Here is a 2,636-nt window from a genome sequence, read left to right on the forward strand (position 1 = left end):
TTGTTCTTTCATAGAAATATCCTTTCAAATCGTCTATTGATTGCCGCCTAACAGGTGATTATGTGACAGGCACGAATATTGTGATATGCCGCCAGATGTTCTCGTACATTCTCATAACTTTAATGCTTTATCAATGACCGCTATGTGCCGGAAGCGGAAGTTAATCTAGATAATTTGTATGTCGGCTAACGGGAAAGTAGCCGTTCAGATTCAACCTGGCAACTTCCGCTTAGTGCCCAAAGGAGACCCTCAATAAATTGGCGCGCGCGGCAATCTTCGGCCAATTCCCGACCCTCAAATAGCCATAGCACGTTGGTTTTGAACAACCTTTCGCGTTAGTATGTGCCAGAGTAGTTAGCATCAGGAGTGCGTCTTCAGATGAATGACCGCCTGCCACGTAAACTGGCCGCAATACTGTACGCAGATGTTGCCGGTTACAGCCGCCTGACTGGCGAGGATGAGGAGGGGACGCATCGCGCCCTTAGCGCTTACCTCGACATCCTCACTACCTCGATTGAAAAGCATAACGGCACCGTCTTGCACTTCGCCGGTGATGCTGTGCTCGCTGATTTTGCCACTGTGTCGGACGCCCTCATCTGTGCGGTAGCGGTCCAGCAGGATCTTAACCATCGCAATAAAGATCTTCCCGACGAACGCAAAGTTCAGTTTCGTATCGGCGTCAATCTCGGTGAAGTCATAGTCGATCGAAACGAGATCTATGGTGACGGGGTGAACGTCGCAGCCCGACTCGAAAGTCTTGCCGAACCTGGCGGTATTTATATCTCTGAGTCGGTGCACACTACCGTGGGTAACAAGCTGCCGTTGGACTACGAGTTCATCGGGGAGCAAATGGTTAAAAACATTGCCAAGCCAGTGCGGGCCTACTCGGCACAACTTAAATCTGGTGCGACTTTGCCCTCACCGAGTGTGCGTCCGACGGCTCGATGGCCAATGCGGCACGTCATTGCAGCCACCGCTGCGACCGCTGTACTTATTATCACCGTAGGCGTGATCACCTGGTTGAATCCATGGGAGTCGGAAAGCGATCCAGGTTTCGTCGAGGCGCTACGCTACAAAGCGCCGGTGGCCGTGTTGCCGTTTAAGAACCTGAGCGGTGGTCCGGAGATGGAGTCTTTCTCCGACGGGTTGACCGAGGACATTATCACAGACTTTGCCAAGTTCCCCGTGTTGTTTGTGATCGCGAGCAACACTGTGTTTACCTATAAGGGCAAGCCGATAAACGTACAAGACGTGGGAAGCGAGCTTGGCGTGCGGTACGTGCTAGAGGGCAGCACGGAGAAGACTGGCGACACCATCCGCATTACCGCCCAGTTCATCGATGCCCGCGACGGCAAGCATCTTTGGGCCGAACGCTACACGGGGACATTGACGGACAAGTTCGCAGTACGCGATCAGGCGCGGTGGTCGATAATCGCAAACTTGTTTGGCGGATTAGGAATACTGACAAGAGCAGAGCACCAGCGAGCGATCGAGAAACAACCAGAGAGCCGCGATGCGTACGATTACGTCCAACTAGCGTATGAGGCAATAAACAAGTACACAGAGGAGGGCACGGCCGAGGCCATGGAGTTTGCCAATAAGGCCGTCACGCTCGACCCGACATATGCAAGGGCGCTACAGTTGCTCAGCTGGGTACACTACAGGGAGGCTCAGTCCGGGTGGGGCGGTGGCGATCGCGACAGGTCGCTCGAGCTCGCCTATCAACACGCGCGGAAATCCTGGGAGCTCGACCCGTCCGACTACGATGCCCACTGGCAATTGGGTACGGTTTATTTGAAGTTGGGACAGCATGATCAGGCCATGGCCGCCTACGAGCGGGCGCGTAAGCTCAACCCGAACGATGCCGATCTGCTGGCTGACACGGCTTACTCTTTGATTCTCGTGGGGGGACGTTCCGAGGAAGCGATCGCGTCCATGAAGCAGGCGATGCAACGCAAGTCGAATTGGCCGCAGTGGTTTTCCTGGACTTTGGGCCTGGCTTATTGGGATGCCGGGCAATATCAGGACGCGCTAACCATAGTCAAGGGCATCGCGGAACCGGCCCCCCGGGGACTCCTCTTGGTGGCGTCGATCTATGTGAGACTCAGTCGATTTGAGGAGGCCCGCGCCGAGGTAGTCAAATATCTCAAGGCGAATCCGGGCCACACGCTAAAGGATATCCGCAAGTTTCCTTTCAAGGTTCCAGCACAGACCAAGCGTTATCTCGACGACTTGCGCACGGCCGGACTTCCGGAGTGACCAATCATCAAGTGGTTCTCTTGCTGAAGAGACACGCGCGGCTAATTCCGAAAACGGCGCCACCACTTCACTCACATAACGTGAGAATACCCTTGGGGACGCCACTCTCGTTAGAGACTGGTCCAGCAATGCACCGGCATCCACATTCCAATTCGAGGGTTATTTTACAGCCGGAAATCTACAGGGAACCACCTATCCCCTATGACCGCAATGTGCCGGAAGCAGAAGTTAATTCAGAATTTTTGAACGGCTGCTATTGAGAAAGCAGACCTTCAGATTTCATCGCTCAAGGGCGGCTAAGTGCCCAAAGCGGACATCGAGTAAATCGAATACGATTTTCTTATCACGCTGCACCCAGGCAGCATTCCAGCCAACAA

The 2,636-nt window shown here is 54.0% G+C and carries 1 protein-coding gene; it reads left to right on the forward strand.

What is annotated here, in order from left to right; all coding sequences use genetic code 11:
* Positions 1–378: 378 nt before the first annotated feature.
* The gene (locus O6944_07305) at positions 379–2,259 is read left to right on the forward strand and encodes a tetratricopeptide repeat protein (protein ID MCZ6718940.1); all 1,881 of its coding nucleotides are present in this window, start codon (positions 379–381) and stop codon (positions 2,257–2,259) included.
* Positions 2,260–2,636 lie beyond the last annotated feature (377 nt).

The sequence above is a fragment of the Gammaproteobacteria bacterium genome (assembly GCA_027296625.1).
Classification (GTDB): Bacteria; Pseudomonadota; Gammaproteobacteria; order JAKEHO01; family JAKEHO01; genus JAKEHO01.

What these genes read in the sequence shown, in the direction of transcription:
- O6944_07305 (MCZ6718940.1), top strand. Translation starts at nt 379, where the DNA reads ATGAATGACCGCCTGCCACGTAAACTGGCCGCAATACTGTACGCAGAT.